Genomic DNA, 17,769 nt, shown 5'->3' with positions numbered 1-17,769 from the left:
GGCGGCCGGTTGCGTCTGGCCGGGGCTTCTCTGCGCGTACAGGGTCAACCCCTTCCGGAGCGTGTCCGAGATCTCCGCCAGCGACTTGCAAGCATCCGATATATTTCGATAGTCATAGGGTGACAATTTCAACACTCCTTTTTTGTGAATAATTGTTTCGCATCCGACTTGAAAATATTTCCTTTCGATTGTAGAATTAAGTCGAAAGGAGGTGCTTATTATGACATACTCAACAGGTGAGAAACCCGGAAAAGGTAATTACCAGTGCACGACCTGCGGCGAAATAGTCCATCTGGACGATGATACCGATACTTTGCCGCCATGCCCCAAGTGTAACCACACAACATATCGCAAAGTGTAAAGCGTCCCCGCCAAGTAGCCGTTATCTCCGGTTGCTTGGCTCTTTTATTATGTAGGGCTGCTCTACTCCGTGCCCGCAACAAGCCGACGTCGCGCCCGGAACGTATCCAAGGCAAGCGTCGTATCCCTCCGGTGTCGGCATCCTGCCACATCTTACGCAAGGACGCTCTTCGGTGATCGAATGACCGTCTGAGGCATACACCCACCGCGCACCGTCGTAAGTAATTAAGTGGCCTCTTTTATATGACGTGATCATTTTTCTCTCCCTATTTGGCAAACTGTCTTTCCAGTTCGAAAATCGCCCAGCGAAGCACGGCGGCGGTATCCGGGTCTGTGCGCTCCAGCTGATGAAGCAGCTTGTACAGCTTATCAATGCGTTTTTCTTCCAACGACATGTTCGATACTCCTTTTGCTTGAAATATTTTCCTTTCCGAAGTGGAATTATGTCGGAAAGGAGGTGAAACATATGGGAAAGCCAAGGGTTACCGTAAACACAGAGGATCCAAACGGAAGGAACCAGACCTTTCATGATAATCAGACCGGACGAAATATGAATCGCGAACAGTTTGTAAAGTCGATTAATAACGGTCATTACGAAGATTATCATGTCAGGAATATTAACAACGTTGATACTCCGTGTTCAAATCCCGATCGGAGCAAGGGAAACAATTTAGGATAGTTTCACTTTGTATCCGTCGTGTTCGATAATTTCTTTGTCGGACACCACTGCGATCACTTCGCCGCTATCGGAAGTAACGACGACCTGGTCGCAGTCTTTTTCACCTATTTTCATCCCGTTCCCCTCCTTCCTTAATAATCCCCGCCCTAACCAGCCTGTCCCTCACGGCACAGTGCGGGCATATGTAACCGCTCCGGGGTATATGCTGCAGGATACTGATTATCCAGCGCTTGCCGCAGCGGGCGCACAGGGCGGTCATGAGGCTTGTACCTCAATTTTCAGTGTTCCTCGCTTGTAGGCTACGAGCAGGCCGGGACTGATGTTGTAAGTCCATTTCCCGCCAGGATGTTTGACAGCATATCCGTATGGTGCCGTTCTCTGTTGCAATCCATAATGCACGGACAATAGGCTTTCACTGAGGTATTTGGCAGCGGCGCGGGGCGGCACCTTGTCCATCGCGAGGATTTCTTGATCTGACAATTTTTTCACCCTCCCTATCCGGCATGTGCCGTTATTTTTAGATTTCCAAGCGCCGCCTTGATCTGCTGATAGTCCATCCCCATTTCGAGCATCACAGCCACCCGATTTTCCATAGCGGCTACCGCTTCGATTTCCTCCGCGCTCATATAATCTGACGCAGTCACTTTCAGAGGCGCGTCGCGCTCCTCGCGAAGCTGTTTTGCACTCATTCCGGTTACAATTCGGTAAATCAGATCGGTGTAATGTTTGTACCACATTGATTTATGCGGAGTTTCCGGCAGGGCCTTGATGCCATCGGTAAGGGATTCGCGGATTGGCTTACGGTCGAGCTTTGCGATCTGGCGGCGCTGGAGCTCGGTGCGCATGGTATAAAATTGTCGGACAAGCTCGGTTTTGAATTTCACCACAACAGGCGTGTTCTTAAGAAATGTAATCAGGAGCGTTGCTTGAGACTCATTCAGATGATAAATTTTCTTGTTCTGAATGCCTCCGCGCGTTTTAAAGGGTGTGATTTCAAATCGCACCCTTCCGAATGTTTCAAGGGCTTTGATTTGCTTTTCAATGGTGCGCTGAACGGAACGGTAGTTGTTTCCCGTACATTCCGCTATCACGTCTGACGTGGTAAATGGCTCCGCGCCAATTTTGTTAGGTTCGAGAAAAACTAAGTCGGACATTATAAACTCCTTTCTTGTAAAATTTTCCTTTCTGCTGTAGAATTGTGGAGAAAGGAGGAATGAGTGAAATGAGTGAGCTGTTTCTGTGTCCGTTTAGGGATAAGCAGTGCGTAAAAGATAGCTGCGGTGTTTATGACATCGCCAATGGCGAATGTAGTTTTTGTTCTTTGCCTACAATCGCAGTAAATTTAGAAGACATTCTTTCATCCGTTGGAGACATTGCAGACAATTTGAAGAAGGATTAGGTCTTTTTTTCCTGCACGGTAAAGGTTGAATCATGAACAATAATCTCCACTGTCCGGAGAATGCTGTGAGATTCATTTACCGTGCATTTTTCTGATTCAAGTAGCCGCGCGATTTTTTGCGCGATTTGTTCTTGCTTATCCATTTTTTCACCTGCCTTTTCATTCATTTTTGAGCATCTCGACGTACCTTTGAACCAGATCGCGTTTCTGCGGGGGGAGTTCGTCGAAAGCGTCCGCGAGTTTCTGCCCTTGCGGAGATGTTTTAGAACGATCAAGTAGGAAGTCTATAGAAACTCCCAGATAATCAGCGACGGATTTTACCTTATCAATTCTGGGAGAAGCTTTATCCCACTTTTGCATGGTTCCATTCCCGAACCCAAGGGCTTTTTCAATTTGCGCGAAGTTTGTTCCACGATCCTTGCAAATGCTTTGAATCTTTTCGTACAGCAAATAAATCCTCCTTTCGAGAAATTTTTGCAAAAACTATTGACAATCACGCGATTATAATCTAATATAATAATCACTGATGTAATAGATTATAATCTTGTGAATGCATATAATGCGGGGGCTTCGATATGCATTCGAGGGTGTTTTAGCGATTTCGTTCTTGCTATACCCATATACTACACGATTATTATCTTGTTGTCAAGTATATTTCAAGATTTTTTTCTTGTAAAATTGGAGTGATCTTTTTATGACGTTACGAGATAGAATTCGTGAGCTTGCAAACGAAAGGGGAATGAGTCTGCCCGATTTAGAAGCGGCCCTTGGATTTGGAAACGGGACAATAGTAAAATGGGACAAGGCTTCTCCAAACACTGAAAAATTGAAAGTTGTGGCTGACTTTTTTGACGTTTCCCTTGATTATCTTGTAGGACGTCAAAAAAGCTCCGATTCATCGGAGCTGGACGGAGCGTTTTTCCGGCTCAAAAAGGGGCTCGAGCCGTATGGCCTTGATAAGGATGACGCGGATTTCCTTTTAACGGTTTACAGAGCACACAAAGAAAAGAATAAATAGGAAAGGCGTACATATGGGAATGGGGAGTACAAAGTTAGAGTTGTATAGTTTTGTAAATCAGTTGCATGATTATTTCAGTATTGACTATGATTCTTTCCCGATAGATACAGTAGACCTTTGTTCCAGACATGCTGATATTCAGTATCACTCATTTCACACAAATGGATTTTGTGCGGCCATTTTATTAGGCGAGAAAACTGATACCGTTGTCTTGAATGAAAGCAGGACGCCAATTGAGCAAAATTTCGATTGCGGGCATGAAATTATACATATGACAAAGCATCGGGATCTTGGGATCGATACTTTTTCGTGTATGGACATGAAGTCCAAAAGAATGCCTAACACCGGATTCTGGGAATGGGAAGCGAATGAGGGCTCGGCTCAGTTTTTAGTACCGTACTACTCGCTTTTACCAGAAATCAAGAAAGTTCAATCACTTCTTAAAACGACATGGGACTTTCGTTCATTCAAATCTGATATGGCTGAGAAGTATGGCGTAACAGAAGCAGTTATAAATTTCAGGTTTGAAAGTCGTCCAGAATATCATTGAGACGCTTCAGAAGGAACGCCAGAAGCTGGACAAAGAAGGAAAGCCGATTATGAAAGACGGCATTCCTGTCATGCTGAAACCGGCGTCATACTCCGCGCTACATGATATTAAGACTCTGATGGGCCTGCTGTGCAAGTACGCCATGAAGAATAATATCATCCACGATAATTGGGCCGAGCTGCTCGATCTTCCGAAAGACAAAGGTGGCGTAAAAGACTGCTGGGACGAACTTGAGCGGAAGAAAATTGAGAACGCTGCTTTTGGTCTGAACGGTGCCGAGAAGGTACCATTTTCCGATTGTGTCCTTTTCCTGAATTACACCGGTCTGCGCATCACCGAATTTTTGAGTCTGAATAGGTTCAGTGTTCACCAGCACGGGAAAGAATACGCTCTGTACGGAGGCATCAAAACCGACGCCGGAAAAAACAAGATCGTCCCGGTCCACCACAAGGTACTTCCGATTCTGCTGGCATGGATGGAGAAGGACGGTCAGACGATATTCTGCCGGGATAACGGAATGCCTTACACGGCAAACTATTTCCGCAAGAATTGTTTTTATCCTACATTGGAGGAAATCGGGGTTCGCCGTCTTACCCCGCATGCTTGCCGCCGGACCTGCGCGACGATGATGTCTGCAGCAGGGGTGCAAGAAGAAGATTTCATTGCAATCATGGGCCATGCGGACTTCCAGGTAGACATTGATAGTTACATTTTTCAGACCGCCGAAAAACTCCGGCCATCAATTGAGAAGATGTCATAATTACTACGTCGTTACTACGTAAATAGAAAACAAAGAACCGCATGAACTGGAAAAATCCAGTATTCATGCGGTTCTTTTGGTGAACCATCGGGGATTCGAACCCCGGACACCTTGATTAAAAGTCAAGTGCTCTACCGACTGAGCTAATGATTCATAAACAGCTTGTATATTATATCAGCTTTGGAAGCTAATGTCAATAACAAATGCCTGTCCGCGTACAACGCCCGCAGACAGGCCCTATTGGCTGGGCTGGCAGGATTTGAACCTACGGAATGACGGAGTCAAAGTCCGTTGCCTTACCCCTTGGCTACAGCCCAATATGAAGCGCGGAACAACTCAGCTATGCCCCGCGCCAATTTTTAAATGGGGTGGAAGATGGGATTCGAACCCACGGTCTCCAGTGCCACAAACTGGCGCTTTAACCAGCTAAGCTACATCCACCATATATGGCGCGCCAAAAGGGACTCGAACCCCTGGCCTACTGCTTAGAAGGCAGTTGCTCTATCCAGCTGAGCTATTGGCGCTTATACCCATGGAGCGAGTGATGGGAATCGAACCCACACGACCAGCTTGGAAGGCTGGAGTTCTACCACTGAACTACACTCGCATTTTAGCGACGGCTATTATTGTAGCATAGTTCAGTGGCAAATGTCAACACGTTATCGACCGTTCCTCCAAATTTTTAATTTTTATTTCAAAACATTCAGGATAATCCCATCTTTTTCATCCGCCGTCACGGCAATGCCGGTGACCGTATCGCCGTAATTCTCTACGATCAGAGAAGCAATCTTATCCTCCACCTGGCGGCGGATCAGGTTTCTCAGGTCCCTGGCGCCGCTCTTGCCGCCAAAGGCGTGCTGCGCAAGATAATGGGTGGCTTTATCGTCATAAACCAGCCGGATACCGCGTTCCTTCAGGGAACCGACGTACTCGTTCAGCATCAGGTGGGAAATGGCCTCAAAATCGTCCACACTGAGCGAACGGAACACGATGATCTCATCCACCCTGCTCAAAAATTCCGGGCGCAGGAAGTCCGAGAGGGCCTTCATCGCCTTTTCACGGGTGACGTCGGCGGCACTCTTCGCAAATCCCAGCGCGCCTTCCTTCTTTTCGCTGCCCGCGTTGGAAGTCATGACGAGGACGGTATTTTCGAAGTTGACGGTGCGGCCGTGCGCGTCGGTAATGCGGCCTTCGTCCAGAATCTGCAGAAGGATGTTCATCACGTCGGGATGCGCCTTTTCAATTTCATCAAACAGCAGAACCGAGTACGGACGGCGGCGGACCTTCTCCGTGACCTGACCGGCCTCGTCGTAGCCGACGTAACCCGGCGGCGAGCCGATAATGCGGGACACCGAATGCTTCTCCATAAATTCGGACATATCGAGCCGTATCAGTGTCTCCGGCGTGTCAAACAGCTCTTTTGACAGCACCTTGACCAGCTCGGTCTTTCCCACGCCGGTGGGACCAACAAAGATAAAAGACGCAGGCCTACGGCGGGGGCTGATCTGCACCCTGCTGCGGCGGATCGCCGCCGAAACAGCTTTTACCGCTTCCTGCTGCCCGATAACCTTCGAATTTAAAATGCCCTCGATATCCGCCAGCTTTTTCAGCTCGTTTTCCTGAATTCTGCTCGCGGGGATACCGGTCCAGAGCTCGATCACGCGCGCGATGTCTTTTTCCTCTACCTCGGCTCCCAGCGCCAAAGGGGCCAGCTGCCTCGTTTTGTCTTCCAGCCTGGAAATCTCGGTGCGCACCGCAGCCAGCTTTTCATAATCCGGCTGAACGTCGTCCGCCGTAAGCTCTTCCTCACGCTCCTTTAGCTTTTCCAGCTCAAAGTTGGCTGAATCATAATCCGCCATGGGAATATTTCTCAGCGCGGCACAGGCGCACGCCTCGTCCAGAAGATCGATCGCCTTATCCGGCAGAAAACGGTCGTTGATATACCGTTCGGAAAGGACCGCAGCCTTGCGTACAATCTGCTCCGGCACCCGGACCCGATGATACGCCTCATAATAAAATTTGATGCCCATCAGCACGTCTACGGTCTCCTCTACGGAGGGTTCCGCTATGGTAACGGGCTGGAAACGCCTTTCCAGGGCGGCGTCCTTTTCAATGTACTTGCGGTATTCCACAAACGTCGTCGCGCCGATTACCTGTATTTCGCCTCTTGAGAGCGCCGGCTTCAGGATATTGGCGGCGTTCATGGAGCCCTCCGCGTCGCCTGTGCCGACAAGGTTGTGCACCTCGTCGATAAACAGTATGATATTCCCTTCCGCCTTCACCTCGTCCACAAGGCCCTTGATGCGGCTTTCAAACTGGCCGCGGAACTGTGTTCCGGCAACCAGAGCCGTTAAATCCAGCAGATGGATTTCCTTCCTCATCAGCCTTGCGGGGACGGTCCCCTTCGCGATACGCAGGGCAAGCCCCTCCGCCACGGCGGTTTTTCCGACGCCCGGTTCCCCGATCAGGCAGGGATTGTTTTTCGTGCGGCGGCTCAGGATCTGGATCACACGGGAAATTTCCTTGTCGCGGCCGACGATGTTGTCGATCTCACCCGCCTGCGCCTTTGCGGTCAGATTGGTGCAATAGGCGTCCAGATGCTTGCGTTTGGTCTTTCTTTTTTCCCGTCGGTCCTTTTTGACCGGTTCGTTATTCTGAATTTTTTCCGGGCTGCTTTCATTGCCGGAGAAAATATTCTGAAGAAAAGGAAAAGTCGCGGCTCCGCCCGGCACAAAGCCGTCGTCACCGCTGTCCTCCTCTTCCGTGCCGTCCGCGTTGGCGGTCATCAATTCATTCAGTTCCGACTCCATTGCCTCCATCTGTTCCTCGGTAATCCCCATTTTTTCCATCAGATCATTGACCGGCTTTATGCCGAGCTCCTTGGCACAGACAAGGCAGAGGCCCTGGCTTTCTTTGGAATTTACCGTCGGTGAAATAAACACAACCGCCGGCCTTTTATGGCATCTCGAACACATCATAGGCATCCATCACTTCTTCTCTTTCAAAAATAAATATATACCGTCATCAGGTTGTTTCCGAAATTATTTTCTGGTTGATTTCTTATCCATCAGCTCATCGAGGTTCATGGCATCTTTCGGATCGTTGGAGTGCAGGATGGAAAGATACATTTTAAAATATTGGACAAAAGCGTAGATCATAAACGCGGCGGTAATGGAAAGCAGGACAATCGTCACGGTCAGGTCCTGAATTTTCCAGATTCCCTTCATTGCCACGATCACGGCAAAGGAAACATAAAACAGAGTGGTCGCAACCTTACCGTACCATTTGGAACCGCCGGGCCTTTTGTTCTTCTTAATTAAGAAACAGGCGGCGATCACCATGACGGCTTCCTTCAGAACGAAGATCCCCAAAAGCGGAATCAGAACCGGCTCTTCAATGGCAAGGCAAATCGCGACCGCGCCCTGCGTTAACTTGTCGGACAGAGGGTCAAGCATCTGCCCCAGCTCCGTGGACTGGTTGAATTTGCGCGCGATGATTCCGTCGAACATGTCGGTAAGGCCGGAAACAATCAGCACCACCGCCGCCTGCAGCAGTTTATTGTGCATAAAATAATAAACGAACGGAGCGATCAAAATGATGCGCAAAACCGACAGCCCGTTTGGTATATTAATATTCTTGTTCCTATTTTTCATTCATAGTTACCTCGTTCTAAATTTCCGCCTGGTACAGTAAATATACCGGATTATGAATATATACATACTTGTAAATATTGGACTGTGTGATTTCCTTCTCGTTAATCTGCGGGAATTTTGCCGTAAGGAACGGAAGGGAAAGCTGCAGAACGGCACAAAGAACCACCACGGCCACCGCGCCCTTGACCAGCCCGAATACGCCGCCAAGCAGGGAGTTGACCCCGTGCAGGAGCGGCAGGCTGAAAACGGCGTCCAGCGCGCGGGAAACCATTTGAACCAAAAGCTGAAGAATCACAAAAAGTACCAGGATCGATATGACCTTAACGGCCGCGCGGCCAAACACCGTCACCGGGCTCAGCTTGGCAAGAGAAAGGCAGATTGCGCCCGTCAGGTAATTGGACAGCACAATCGCGGCGGCAATGGCAAAAACGGAACCAACCAATCCCACCAGCGACCGGACAAACCCTATTTTAAAGCCTGAAATCACAAAACACAAGGCTATTACGCAAAAAGTCACATCCAATATTGTGCCCAATTTCTGCCTCCCTGACCCATATGATTTTTCATATGAAATTTAATATAACACAAAATGCCGTCAACTACAAGGGGACTCATTTGCTGTTAGCCAGACGAATCTCCGAAACACCCAGAATATAGGCGGAGGTCTCGTCATGAAGGGCAATCGCCCTGGCATCGCTCCCCGCGTCGCAGGTTCCGGTCAGAGTACCCGCCGCGGCGGAATAAAAACGTACCTGCCCCTGTGAAAGGACGGCCATTGCGTCCGCGTAAAGCGAAAGGGATTCGACCGGCTGCGCAAGCGGGACGGAGGCCGCGGCGCTGCCGGTGTCGTCCAGCACAACCAGCTTGCCGTTTCCGGCGCTTCCGTAAGGCGTCAGCCCCAAAGCGGTCTTTCCGCTATCCATACTATATGCTGACAGATGCAGTCCCTGATAATCAAAATTTGTTTTTCCGCCGGCGCCGATCACCGCGGTCAGACGGTCCCCGACCGCCGTCACCGTGCCGTTGCCGCTGTAGGAAATATCCAGCATCATATTTTCGGCATAAACCGCGGCCGGCTCCACCGGCTTGCTGTTGCTGAAATCGAGCAGGTATACGGCGGAGGTCATCGCCCCGTCCTTCGCGCTCACCGCGGCGACTGCCGCTTTTGTGCCGTCCGCGCTCAGCGCGACGGCGGTGGGATAATAATCGGAAAACCAGTAGTGGAACAGGACCTTGCCGTCGGCGGCGTAGGCCGTAAGGCACCCTAAGTAGCCGTCCGCCTGCGTAATCAGCGCGTAACGGCCGTTTACCGCCAGCGCCCCGGCGAGGATGTTCTGCTGCCCGTCCTCTTTCACGAGCGTTTTGCTCTGGCTCTCCACCCGATAGCCCTTTCCTCCGAGGTTATAGATCAGAATCCGGCTGCCGCCGACCTTCATAACAGGCCGGGAAAAGCTGTGCTGGCGGCTGACGACGGCCTTTGCCGTGGAGTTCAGCACCGTCAGCGCGGTATCGCTGACGACGACCGCCTCTTTATTCATCGACTGGAAATTGCCCTTTGAAACGGAATTTCCCACAATCCTGGACGGGAAACCGTCGCCGATTCCCATGCCGACCACGCTGTTCTGCACCCATTCCAGCACGTTTGACGGGGTCAGATTATAGCGGTTGAACCAGATCAGCATGGAAAACACGCAAAGAATCAGGATCAGAATAATTTTATACACCCAGCGCGGGACGCGGCTTTCCCGCCGTTCACGGCGCTTTTTCCTGCGCTTTTCCATCCTTTGCTGGTATTTGGCTGTATCTATTTCGGTTGTGTCGAACCGCTGCCCCCTGTCGCTCATGTTATTTCACATCCTCATAAAAAACACGGTTTAAAAACAGTCCGTAAGGCGGCGCGGTGGGCCCGGCCGCGTTGCGGTTTTTCTCTTCAAGGATCCGTTCCACATCCCGCGGCTCCAGCTTTCCCTGCGCCACACGCAGAAGCGTACCGACCATAATCCTTACCATATTATATAAAAAACCGTCCGCCGCCACGGTAAAGGTGACGAGGTCGCCCTCTCTTTTCACCTCCGCTTTGGTGACGGTACGCGTCATATTGCCCCGTTCGCGCGCATCCATTGTGCAGAACGACGTGAAGTCATGCGTTCCCACAAAAAAAGCGGCGGCTTCGTTCAGGCGCTTTTCATCCAGACTGTACCAGTAGTGCAGCGCACGGCGGTTCAGAAAGGGGTTCCGGACCGGATGGTTCCAGATCCGATAGATATATTCCTTGCCCTTGCAGGAATAACGCGCGTGAAAATCCGGGGATACCTCCCGGCAGTTCAGCACCGCCATGTCCTCCGGCAGAAAATGGTTCAGCGCGCCAACCAGACGCTCGCAGGGAATGGCATGCTCCGTCTTCAGGCTGACGCAGTATTGACGGGCGTGTACAAACGAATCGGTGCGGCTGCAGCCCTTGATGTCCGGCCTTTCCCCAATCACCCGGAAAAGCGCTTCCTGAAAAACCAGCTGTACGGAAACGGCGTTCTTCTGGATCTGCCAGCCGTGGTAATGAGAGCCGTCGTAACAAATGGTCAGCAGAAGATTTCTCATTGTGCCGCTCCTTTCTCCATGCCGTCGTTTTCTTTCTCAGTGCAGGGACGCCGGGAAATAGATTCCGCAGAAAATCACCGCCGCGCAGACGACGAGCGTCAGCGCGGCCGCGACCGCGTCCAGTCCGGACACATGCAGCACCTTCATTTTGGTGCGGCCTTCCCCGCCGTGGTAGCAGCGGCACTCCATCGCCATGGCCAGGTCGTAAGCCCGCCGGAAGGAGGAGACAAACAGCGGAATCAGCACGGGAATCAGCGACCGGATTCTCTGCATCAGTCCGCCGCTTTCCATATCGGCGCCGCGCGCCTTCTGCGCGCTCATGATTTTATCGGTCTCTTCCAGAAGCGTCGGCACAAAGCGGAGCGCGATCGTCATCATCATGGCGATCTCATGCACCTTGACGTGGAACAGCTTCAAAGGCTTCATAATCCGCTCCAGCGCGTCGGTCAGCTCCGTGGGGGACGTGGTGAAGGTCAGGACGGAACTGAAAAGAATCAGGCTGACAATGCGGATGGTAATAAAAACGGCATTGGATACGCCGCCGGAAGTAATCTGAACAAAGCCCCAGCTCCACAGGACCCGGCCGCCGCCGTAAAACAGGTTCAGCACGGAAGTGAAGATCACCACGAACAAAATAGCCTTCAGGCTTTTAAAATACTGTTTCAGCGGAACGCCCGACAGGAGCAGCACCCCCAGAATCAGCGCCGACATGGTGAGCAGGCCCTCAAAATTGGAGGCTACGAAAATAAAAACGATATAGACGAAAGTAATGACGATTTTCACGCGCGGGTCAAGGCGGTGAATAAAGGACTTTCCGGGAAAATACTGCCCGAGCGTAATATCTCTAACCATGCTTCCTGCTCCCCCTTTCCAAGAGCGGCATCAGCTGCCGCAGCGCCTGTTCAATCGTCAGAACGGTGGTAACGGGGTAGCCCTTCGCTTTTAAAACAGCCATGATTTTCGTGATCTGCGGCACGCGCAAGCCCATTGTTTCCAGCTCCGTGTCGCGCGCGAACACCTTTTCCGTTTCTTCGAACATGGCGACCTTGCCGGAATTCATCACCAGAACACGGTCCGCGGTGCGGGCGATGTCCTCCATGCTGTGGGAAACCAGCAGGATCGTGTTGTGCCTGACCTCGTGGTAGCTGACGATCTGGCTTAAAAGCACGTCGCGCCCGCGGGGATCAAGCCCCGCCGTGGGCTCGTCCAGAATCAGCACCTCCGGATCCATGGCAATGACGCCCGCGATGGCGGCGCGCCGTTTTTCCCCGCCCGAAAGCTCAAACGGGCTTTTTTCAAGCAGTTCCCCGCTCAGGCCCACAAAATCCGCGGCCCAGCGCGCGCGCTTGAGGATTTCATCCTTATCGAGCCCCATGTTGCCCGGGCCGAACGCAATATCCTTCAAGACGGTTTCCTCAAAAAGCTGATGCTCCGGATACTGAAAGACCATGCCGACCTGAAAGCGCACGGAGCGGATTTTTTTCGGCTCCGCCCAGATGTCCTTCCCGTTGAGCAGCACGGTGCCGGAAGTGGGGCGCAGCAGGCCGTTGAGCTGCTGGATAAAGGTGGACTTCCCGGAGCCGGTGTGCCCGATGACCCCGATGAATTCGCCGGGTTCGATGGAGATGTTCGCGTCGTCCACCGCCGTCTTGCGAAACGGGGTTCCCTCCCCGTAGGTATAGGTCAGATTCTTTGTCTCAATGATCGGCATACGTTTCTCCTAAAGATGCTTTATTTAAAAGCGGCTCAAGCGCCGCGACACATTCCTCAATGGTCAGCGCGCAGTCCGGCAGGTCAAACCCGCCCGCTTTCAGACGATAAATCAGTTCGGTGGCCTGCGGCACGTCCAGCTGATGCTTCTTGAGCAGCTCCACCTGGGAAAAAACCTGCTGCGGAGTCCCTTCGGTCAGAATATTGCCGCTGTCCATGACGATCACACGGTCGGCCTGTACGGCCTCGTCCATATAATGCGTAATCAGGACGATGGTGATCCCTTTTTCCTCATTCAGCTTATGGATGGTATTGAGAACCTCGGTGCGCCCGCGGGGGTCGAGCATCGCGGTGGGCTCGTCCAGCACGATGCAGTCCGGCTGCATGGCGATGATGCCCGCAATGGCGATGCGCTGCTTCTGCCCGCCGGAAAGCTTGTACGGCGCGTTCAGCCGGTAATCGTACATTTCCACCGCCTTCAGCGCGTCGTCCACCCGTTTGCGGATTTCAGCGGGCGGCACGCCCAGGTTTTCCGGACCGAACGCCACGTCCTCCTCAACAATACTCGCGACAAGCTGGTTGTCCGGGTTTTGCAGCACCAGGCCGACGCGGCGGCGGATCTCATAGATCACGCTCTCGTCCATCGTATCCATATTGTCCACATACACCTTGCCGCCGCTGGGCAGCAGCATGGCGTTGAAGGTTTTGGCGATCGTGGATTTTCCGGAACCGTTATGGCCCAGAAGGGCTACAAATTCGCCTTTGCGGATACCGAGCGACACGCCCTTCAGGACCTCGTGCTGTTCTTCGATTTCCGGCTCGTCATAGCTGAAGGAGATGTCGTCCGCTTTGATATAATCCATTTTTGTACCTACCTGTTTATCGTTCATTTACTTTCCCATATCGCGGTGCTGCCGCAGGGCAGCACCAGCCCGCTTTCGGTCACCGGCAGTCCGATTTCGTCGGAAGAAACGCGGCCGCCGAATTTGTTCTGAATCAGCACGCCCAGAAGATATTCCATTACCGCCGGGGACAGCCCCGTCGTATAGGAGTTCAGGATAAAGAACAGCGGATGCTCCGAAAGAATCGGCACGCACATTTCCACCAGCGGATAAAGCTGTTCCTCCAGCTTCCACACCTCGCCGCCCGGACCGCGCCCGTAGGACGGGGGGTCCATAATAATGCCGTCGTAGGCGTTGCCCCGGCGCTGTTCCCGCTGCACAAATTTCACGCAGTCGTCCACCAGCCAGCGGACCGGTCTGGATTCCAGGCCGGACGCGGCGGCGTTTTCCTTCGCCCAGGCGACCATACCCTTCGACGCGTCCACATGGCAGACCTGCGCGCCCGCTTTCAGGCAGGCCAACGTCGCCGCGCCGGTATAGCCGAACAGGTTCAGCACCTTCAGCGGCCGGCCCGCCTCCGCGATTTTTTCCATCGCGAAGTCCCAGTTCACGGCCTGTTCCGGAAAAATGCCCGTGTGCTTGAAGCCCATGGTTTTCAGCTGAAAGGTCAGTTCCCCATAGTTTATTTTCCACATGGACGGCACTTTTTTCAGCTCCTGCCAGTTTCCGCCCCCGGTGGAGGAACGCAGATAGCGCGCGTGGGCCGAATGCCACAAAGGATGCTTCTTCGGCGTATTCCAGATGATCTGCGGGTCGGGCCGGATGAGGACGATATCGCCCCAGCGCTCCAGCCTTTCCCCCGCGGACGTATCCAGCAGTTCGTAATCCTTCCAGTTTGCAGTTCTCAATTTATTCCCTACTCTATATCTTCTTACAGCATTCCCTTTCCGGTCGCTCCGTTTAGCGCCCGGAGGAAACTGCTGAAATGAATTCATTTATTTGTGAAGCCGGTTGATCCGGCTTTTACGCCAGCCTGTCGCGCACGGTATCGGCCACGGAGTTGGCCAGCACGCTGATATATTCGGGGTCCTCCCCCTCGATCATAACGCGGAGCAGCGGCTCCGTGCCGGAAGGCCGGACAATGATGCGCCCGCTGTCGCCCAGCTTCTGCTTCGCCTTTTCGACGGCGTCCTTTACCTTGTCGTCGGTGTAGAAACGCAGCTTGCCTTCCGCGCTGACCTCCACATTGACGATGATCTGCGGGTAGCGCGTCATCAGGGTGGCAAGGCTGGAAAGCTTCGCCCCTCTGCGGTGGACAATGCTCAGCAGCTGCGCTGCCGTCATTTCTCCGTCGCCGGTGGTGGCAAAGTCGAGGAAAATAATGTGCCCGCTCTGCTCGCCGCCGAAGTTATAGCCCTCCAGCAGCATTTCTTCCAGCACATAGCGGTCGCCGACCTTGGTGGCGGCGAACTTGATGCCGTTGTCGTCACAGAAACGGTTAAAGCCCATGTTGGTCATAATGGTTCCGACCACGGTGTTTTTGCCGAGCTTTCCGCGGCTTTTCAGATCCGCGGCGCAGATCGCCATCAGGAAATCGCCGTCCACCAGCTGTCCCTTGTCGTCAACCGCAAGGCAGCGGTCCGCGTCGCCGTCAAAGGCAACGCCGGCGTCAAGACGGTTTTCCTTGACGAAGGACATCAGGCTCTCCATATGGGTGGAGCCGCAGTTCTCATTGACATTGACCCCGTCCGGACGGTCCGCCAGCATGTGGCATTCCGCGCCCAGCTCGGTAAACAGTCTTTCCGCCGTGCGGCTTGCCGCTCCGTTCGCGCAGTCGATGCCGATGCGCATACCGTCGAGCGAAAAGGGAACCGTACTCTTGATATGGTCAATGTAGTCGCGCGCCGCGTTTTCCGCGCGGGAAACGCTCCCCACATTTCCGCCGACCGGGCAGTCCGGCTTCTGCGCATGGTCGAGCACGATCGCCTCGATCTGCTCCTCCAGCGCGTCCGGCAGCTTGTAGCCGTCGCCGCTGAAAATTTTGATTCCGTTGAATTCACAGGGGTTGTGGCTGGCCGTTAGCATCACGCCCGCGTCCGCCTTGTATTTTCCGACCAGAAACGCGACCGCCGGGGTCGGGATGACGCCGAGCTGCACCACGTTGGCCCCGACGGAGCAAAGGCCCGCCGTCAGAGCACTTTCCAGCATATCGGAGGAAAGGCGGGTGTCCTTTCCGATCAGGATTTTCGGATGCCTGTGGTTGCCGTCCGTCAGTACCATAGCCGCGGCGCGGCCGATATTCATAGCCATTTCACAGGTCAGCTCGCTGTTCGCGATTCCTCTGACACCGTCCGTACCAAAAAGTCTTCCCATTATAAGCAACTCCTAATATGTTTTATTGTTGATTTCAGAACAGTTTCTGCTGACTGTCCTCCTGCCCCGGCGGGGTCAGGCCAAGGTGCAGGTACGCCGCGTGAGTGGCGCAGCGCCCGCGGGGGGTGCGGCTTAAAAAGCCGATCTGCATCAGATAGGGTTCGTAGATATCCTCAATGGTCACGGCTTCCTCGCCGATGGCGGCGGCAAGCGTTTCCAGCCCGACCGGCCCGCCGTTGTAAAAGCGGATCAGCGTGCTCAGCATCCTCCGGTCGTTCGCGTCCAGCCCGATTTCGTCGATTTCCAGCCGGTCAAGGCCGACCTTCGCCGAATGGTAGGTGATCACGCCGTCGCTGATGATCTGCGCGAAGTCGCGCACACGCTTTAAAAGCCGGTTGGCGATTCGCGGCGTGCCGCGCGAGCGCGAGGCGATTTCCAGCGCGCCGTCCGCCTCGATCGGGATTTCCAGTATTTTCGCGCTGCGGGTCACAATTCGGGCAAGCTCCTGCGGGGAATACATCTCCAGCCGGAGCACGACGCCGAACCGGTCGCGCAAAGGCGCGGAAAGCTGACCGGCGCGGGTGGTCGCCCCGACCAGCGTGAATTTCGGCAGCGGCAGATGATAGGAAGCCGCCATCTGGCCCTTGCCCGTGATAATATCCAGCGCGTAGTCCTCCATGGCGGGGTACAGGATTTCCTCCACGCTGCGGGAAAGGCGGTGCACCTCGTCGATGAACAAAACGTCGCCCGGGTTCAGGTTGGTCAGAAGCGCCGCCAGATCGCCCGGCTTTTCGATCGCGGGGCCGGACGTGATGCGCAGATTGACATTCAGCTCGTTCGCGATGATTCCGGCGAGCGTCGTCTTGCCCAGCCCCGGCGGGCCGTAGAGCAAAACATGGTCCAGCGACTCCCGGCGCTGTTTTGCCGCTTCAATAAAGACGGAAAGATTCTCTTTTACCTTATCCTGTCCAATATATTCCGAAAGCACCTTCGGCCGGAGCGGATTTTCCACTTCGGCATCCTCCGGGGCATACTCCGGTGCCACCATACGGTTTTCAAAATCATAGTCGTTTGTATTGTCTTCGTAATTCAACTTCCGGTTCTCCCTCCTTCTGCATTTCAGGGATTCCCTTATTCTCATTGGCTCTTTTGTTTTACTTCTCTTTTATAGTCCCTGTTTGTGTTATACTTATCTTCTATTAAGTAAAAAAATTATTTCATGCCGCCGCCCATCGCCTTCAGCGACTGGCGGATGAGCTCCTCCACCGGCAGGGCGCTGTCAAAGCGTCCGACCACCGCCGCGGCGTCCGTGGGTGAATAGCCGAGCACTGTCAGCGCGTTGACCGCCGCGGCCGCGTTGGACGAGGCGGAAACGATCCCCGCGGGGACAAACGCCGCCCCGCCGGTCTGCAATCCCTTTACCTTGTCTTTCAGCTCCAGCGTGATGCGCTGCGCGAGCTTCGCGCCCACCCCGCTCGCGCGGGTAAGGGTTTTGCTGTCCCCGGTGGCGACCGCCATGGCGACCTGTTCCGGGGCAAGCTCGGAAAGAATCGCGAGGCCGACCTTCGGACCGACTCCGCTGACGCCCGTGAGCATTTTAAAGCAGTTCAGCTCGCCCAAAGTCGCAAAGCCGAAAAGGTCCAGCGCGTCCTCGCGCACGTTCAGGTGCGTGTACAGCGTGGCCTGCTCCCCAAGGGCGGGCAGCGTGCGCTGGGTGCTGAGCGTCGTCAGGCACTTGAAGCCGACCCCGCCGCACTCCACCACCGCAAGCCCCGGCTCCATATGGATTAACTTTCCCTTTAAACTGTAGAACATTTTCCTGCTCCTGTT

23 protein-coding genes and 5 tRNA genes are annotated in these 17,769 nt (G+C 53.5%); 5 read left to right on the top strand and 23 right to left on the bottom strand.

Annotation, left to right across the window (positions count from 1 at the left end; all coding sequences use genetic code 11):
• Positions 1-187: 187 nt before the first annotated feature.
• Positions 188-361: a zinc ribbon-containing protein gene (locus VXK30_RS02965; protein ID WP_329494537.1), complete on the top strand. Its 174-nt coding sequence runs from the start codon at positions 188-190 to the stop codon at positions 359-361.
• Positions 362-626: 265 nt separating this feature from the next.
• Here the strand turns inward: VXK30_RS02965 and VXK30_RS02960 are convergent, their stop codons facing one another.
• The 4 genes from VXK30_RS02960 to VXK30_RS02945 all read right to left on the bottom strand — a co-directional run bounded on the left by VXK30_RS02960 (position 627) and on the right by VXK30_RS02945 (position 2,193).
• Positions 627-755, bottom strand: coding sequence for a hypothetical protein (locus VXK30_RS02960; RefSeq protein WP_275716031.1), 129 nt, complete (start codon positions 753-755; stop codon positions 627-629).
• 275 nt (positions 756-1,030) lie between these two features.
• Positions 1,031-1,153 carry a hypothetical protein gene (locus VXK30_RS02955; protein WP_275716030.1) on the bottom strand — a complete coding sequence of 41 codons (123 nt, stop codon included), beginning with the start codon at positions 1,151-1,153 and terminating at the stop codon, positions 1,031-1,033.
• 141 nt (positions 1,154-1,294) lie between these two features.
• On the bottom strand, positions 1,295-1,519 hold the full coding sequence (locus tag VXK30_RS02950) for a hypothetical protein (RefSeq protein WP_275716028.1): 225 nt from the start codon (positions 1,517-1,519) through the stop codon (positions 1,295-1,297).
• A gap of 14 nt (positions 1,520-1,533) precedes the next feature.
• Positions 1,534-2,193, bottom strand: a complete 660-nt coding sequence (locus tag VXK30_RS02945; RefSeq protein ID WP_275716026.1) for a Rha family transcriptional regulator — start codon at positions 2,191-2,193, stop codon at positions 1,534-1,536.
• 59 nt (positions 2,194-2,252) lie between these two features.
• On the opposite strand from VXK30_RS02945, the gene VXK30_RS02940 reads away from it, so the two are divergent.
• Complete coding sequence (locus VXK30_RS02940) at positions 2,253-2,438, top strand: hypothetical protein (RefSeq protein ID WP_275716024.1); 186 nt, start codon at positions 2,253-2,255, stop codon at positions 2,436-2,438.
• On the opposite strand, the gene VXK30_RS02935 is transcribed toward VXK30_RS02940, so the two are convergent.
• Positions 2,435-2,605: a hypothetical protein gene (locus VXK30_RS02935; RefSeq protein WP_275716022.1), complete on the bottom strand. Its 171-nt coding sequence runs from the start codon at positions 2,603-2,605 to the stop codon at positions 2,435-2,437. The two genes, VXK30_RS02940 and VXK30_RS02935, sit on opposite strands and share 4 nt — an antisense overlap.
• Positions 2,598-2,888 (bottom strand): helix-turn-helix domain-containing protein, encoded by a 291-nt coding sequence (locus tag VXK30_RS02930; protein WP_275716020.1) that lies wholly within the window; start codon positions 2,886-2,888, stop codon positions 2,598-2,600. Before VXK30_RS02930 ends, VXK30_RS02935 begins: the two co-directional genes overlap by 8 nt.
• 244 nt (positions 2,889-3,132) lie before the next feature.
• Between VXK30_RS02930 and VXK30_RS02925 the strand changes: the two genes are divergently transcribed.
• Genes VXK30_RS02925 through VXK30_RS02915 form a run of 3 tightly spaced genes read left to right on the top strand, consistent with a single transcriptional unit; the run spans position 3,133 to position 4,766 of the window.
• Entirely contained in the window at positions 3,133-3,456 is a 324-nt protein-coding gene (locus VXK30_RS02925; RefSeq protein ID WP_275716018.1) for a helix-turn-helix domain-containing protein, read from the top strand.
• 13 nt (positions 3,457-3,469) lie between these two features.
• Positions 3,470-4,006 carry an ImmA/IrrE family metallo-endopeptidase gene (locus VXK30_RS02920; RefSeq protein ID WP_275716016.1) on the top strand — a complete coding sequence of 179 codons (537 nt, stop codon included), beginning with the start codon at positions 3,470-3,472 and terminating at the stop codon, positions 4,004-4,006.
• 49 nt (positions 4,007-4,055) lie between these two features.
• Complete coding sequence (locus VXK30_RS02915; protein WP_275716014.1) at positions 4,056-4,766, top strand: tyrosine-type recombinase/integrase; 711 nt, start codon at positions 4,056-4,058, stop codon at positions 4,764-4,766.
• Between the two features lie 77 nt (positions 4,767-4,843).
• On the opposite strand, the gene VXK30_RS02910 is transcribed toward VXK30_RS02915, so the two are convergent.
• The 17 genes from VXK30_RS02910 to ruvA all read right to left on the bottom strand — a co-directional run bounded on the left by VXK30_RS02910 (position 4,844) and on the right by ruvA (position 17,754).
• Positions 4,844-4,919, bottom strand: a tRNA-Lys gene (locus VXK30_RS02910).
• An 88-nt stretch (positions 4,920-5,007) separates the two neighbouring features.
• Positions 5,008-5,083, bottom strand: a tRNA-Gln gene (locus tag VXK30_RS02905).
• Between the two features lie 47 nt (positions 5,084-5,130).
• Positions 5,131-5,207: transfer RNA gene (locus VXK30_RS02900), tRNA-His, on the bottom strand.
• Between the two features lie 6 nt (positions 5,208-5,213).
• Positions 5,214-5,290 (bottom strand) — tRNA-Arg (locus tag VXK30_RS02895).
• A 9-nt stretch (positions 5,291-5,299) separates the two neighbouring features.
• Positions 5,300-5,373: transfer RNA gene (locus VXK30_RS02890), tRNA-Gly, on the bottom strand.
• An 82-nt stretch (positions 5,374-5,455) separates the two neighbouring features.
• On the bottom strand, positions 5,456-7,744 hold the full coding sequence (locus VXK30_RS02885; RefSeq protein ID WP_275716012.1) for an ATP-dependent Clp protease ATP-binding subunit: 2,289 nt from the start codon (positions 7,742-7,744) through the stop codon (positions 5,456-5,458).
• 63 nt (positions 7,745-7,807) lie between these two features.
• On the bottom strand, positions 7,808-8,419 hold the full coding sequence (locus VXK30_RS02880; protein ID WP_275716010.1) for a CDP-alcohol phosphatidyltransferase family protein: 612 nt from the start codon (positions 8,417-8,419) through the stop codon (positions 7,808-7,810).
• Between the two features lie 16 nt (positions 8,420-8,435).
• Positions 8,436-8,954 (bottom strand): CvpA family protein, encoded by a 519-nt coding sequence (locus tag VXK30_RS02875; protein ID WP_275716008.1) that lies wholly within the window; start codon positions 8,952-8,954, stop codon positions 8,436-8,438.
• Positions 8,955-9,030: 76 nt separating this feature from the next.
• Positions 9,031-10,263 carry a DUF5711 family protein gene (locus tag VXK30_RS02870; RefSeq protein WP_275716006.1) on the bottom strand — a complete coding sequence of 411 codons (1,233 nt, stop codon included), beginning with the start codon at positions 10,261-10,263 and terminating at the stop codon, positions 9,031-9,033.
• Between the two features lies 1 nt (position 10,264).
• Positions 10,265-11,014, bottom strand: coding sequence for a tRNA pseudouridine(38-40) synthase TruA (truA, locus tag VXK30_RS02865; RefSeq protein ID WP_275716004.1), 750 nt, complete (start codon positions 11,012-11,014; stop codon positions 10,265-10,267).
• A 36-nt stretch (positions 11,015-11,050) separates the two neighbouring features.
• Complete coding sequence (locus VXK30_RS02860; protein ID WP_275716001.1) at positions 11,051-11,866, bottom strand: energy-coupling factor transporter transmembrane component T family protein; 816 nt, start codon at positions 11,864-11,866, stop codon at positions 11,051-11,053.
• A complete protein-coding gene (locus VXK30_RS02855) occupies positions 11,859-12,725 on the bottom strand; it encodes an energy-coupling factor transporter ATPase (protein WP_275715999.1) in 867 nt (288 codons plus the stop codon). The genes VXK30_RS02860 and VXK30_RS02855 overlap by 8 nt, the downstream gene beginning before the upstream one ends.
• The gene (locus VXK30_RS02850; RefSeq protein ID WP_442868005.1) at positions 12,712-13,614 is read right to left on the bottom strand and encodes an energy-coupling factor transporter ATPase; all 903 of its coding nucleotides are present in this window, start codon (positions 13,612-13,614) and stop codon (positions 12,712-12,714) included. The genes VXK30_RS02855 and VXK30_RS02850 overlap by 14 nt, the downstream gene beginning before the upstream one ends.
• Positions 13,611-14,474 carry a class I SAM-dependent methyltransferase gene (locus VXK30_RS02845; protein WP_275715997.1) on the bottom strand — a complete coding sequence of 288 codons (864 nt, stop codon included), beginning with the start codon at positions 14,472-14,474 and terminating at the stop codon, positions 13,611-13,613. The genes VXK30_RS02850 and VXK30_RS02845 overlap by 4 nt, the downstream gene beginning before the upstream one ends.
• 115 nt (positions 14,475-14,589) lie before the next feature.
• On the bottom strand, positions 14,590-15,939 hold the full coding sequence (gene glmM / locus VXK30_RS02840) for a phosphoglucosamine mutase (protein WP_275715995.1): 1,350 nt from the start codon (positions 15,937-15,939) through the stop codon (positions 14,590-14,592).
• Between the two features lie 34 nt (positions 15,940-15,973).
• Complete coding sequence (ruvB, locus tag VXK30_RS02835) at positions 15,974-16,987, bottom strand: Holliday junction branch migration DNA helicase RuvB (RefSeq protein WP_275716381.1); 1,014 nt, start codon at positions 16,985-16,987, stop codon at positions 15,974-15,976.
• A gap of 164 nt (positions 16,988-17,151) precedes the next feature.
• The gene (ruvA, locus tag VXK30_RS02830) at positions 17,152-17,754 is read right to left on the bottom strand and encodes a Holliday junction branch migration protein RuvA (RefSeq protein WP_275715993.1); all 603 of its coding nucleotides are present in this window, start codon (positions 17,752-17,754) and stop codon (positions 17,152-17,154) included.
• Positions 17,755-17,769: the final 15 nt, after the last annotated feature.

The sequence above is a fragment of the Caproiciproducens sp. CPB-2 genome (genome assembly GCF_036287215.1).
Classification (GTDB): Bacteria; Bacillota; Clostridia; order Oscillospirales; family Acutalibacteraceae; genus Caproiciproducens.
This window is presented reverse-complemented; position numbering and strand designations above follow the sequence as displayed.